Here is a 1,243-nt window from a genome sequence, read left to right on the forward strand (position 1 = left end):
CTAGTGCTGTGACCGTGTTGGTTCGCCGGGTTTGTCAGGCTGCGGTGGTGAGGGGGCGTCCGCCCCAGCGGATGCCTTTCTCGCTGCGGATGCGGGCGCGTTCCTTGCGTTCGGCGGCCAGGACGTCGCGATGGCGGGCGTTGGCGTTGCGCCAACGCAGGTAAGCGTGCAGGGCCCGGGTCTGCACGGTGTGGTTGGGGTGGTTCGAGTTGGCGATGGTGAACTGCCGCAGCGGCCCGAAGTGGGCCTCGATCGGGTTCGCCCAGGAGGCGTAGGTCGGGGTGAAGCACAGCTCGACCTTGTTCTTCCGCGCCCAGCGGCGGATGTCGGTGCCCTTGTGGGCGGACAGGTTGTCGAGGATCACGTAGATGGGGGCACCGTCCGGGCGGGCGGCGCGGATCGACTTCAGCGCGGCCAGCGTGTTCACGGCGCCCTTCTTGCGGTGGTTGACGCCCCACAGGCGGTCGTCGCCGACCGAGTAGCAGCCGTGGAAGTACCGGACGCCGTGGGTGCGGTGGTAGGTCGCCGGCAGCCGGTCGGGGTGTCCTTGTCCGGCCCAGCCCGAGCCCGCAGTGGGCCGGATCCCGAGCGGGCCGAACTCGTCGAAGGCGAAGACCCGGTCCGGGAAGCGGTCCAGGACTTCCTCGATGCGGTCGAGCTTGGCGTCGCGCTCGGGATCCGGGGACTCCTTCCACGTCTTGGTGCGCTGGAAGGTGATGCCGCGGCGGGCGAGCAGGCACCGTAACGCCTCGCGGCCGATGCGGATCACCCGGCCGTGCACTTTCCGCAGGTAGGCGACCAGCTTGCGCAGTGACCAGCGGGTGAAAGGCTGGCCGAGCTTGACCGGGCGGGTGGTGGCCGTCGCGATGACGAAGTCCTCGTCGTCATCGCTGAGTTGGCGGGGACGGCCTCCCGCCCATTGAGGGTCCAGGCAGGCCAGGCCGATCTCGTTGAAGCGATGGATCACGTCCCGGACGGTGTCCTCGTCGGCCTGCACCAGCTGGGCGATCACCGGCACCCGGTTCCCGCCGGCCGAGGCCAGCAGCATCATCGCCCGCCGGTAACGCACCGTGCTGGTGCTGCCCCGGCGCACGATCTGCTGCAGCTTCTGCCCCTCCTGGTCGGTCAGTCTGCGCACGCGGACAGGATCGGCCACCGCTCCTCCAGCGATCGGATCGGACGTCACCGCACATCCAACCGCCACGACCGCCGACCCGGCGAACCAACGCGGCCACAGCACTAG

Annotated in this window: 1 protein-coding gene; it reads right to left on the minus strand. The window is 69.7% G+C overall.

Features of this window, described 5'->3' with window-relative positions:
• Positions 1–34 precede the first annotated feature (34 nt).
• Entirely contained in the window at positions 35–1,156 is a 1,122-nt protein-coding gene (locus tag ACH4YP_RS48025) for an IS630 family transposase (protein ID WP_398497934.1), read from the minus strand.
• Between the last annotated feature and the right edge of the window lie 87 nt (positions 1,157–1,243).

The organism is Streptomyces sp. NPDC020747 (assembly GCF_044334695.1).
Taxonomy (GTDB): domain Bacteria; phylum Actinomycetota; class Actinomycetes; order Streptomycetales; family Streptomycetaceae; genus Streptomyces.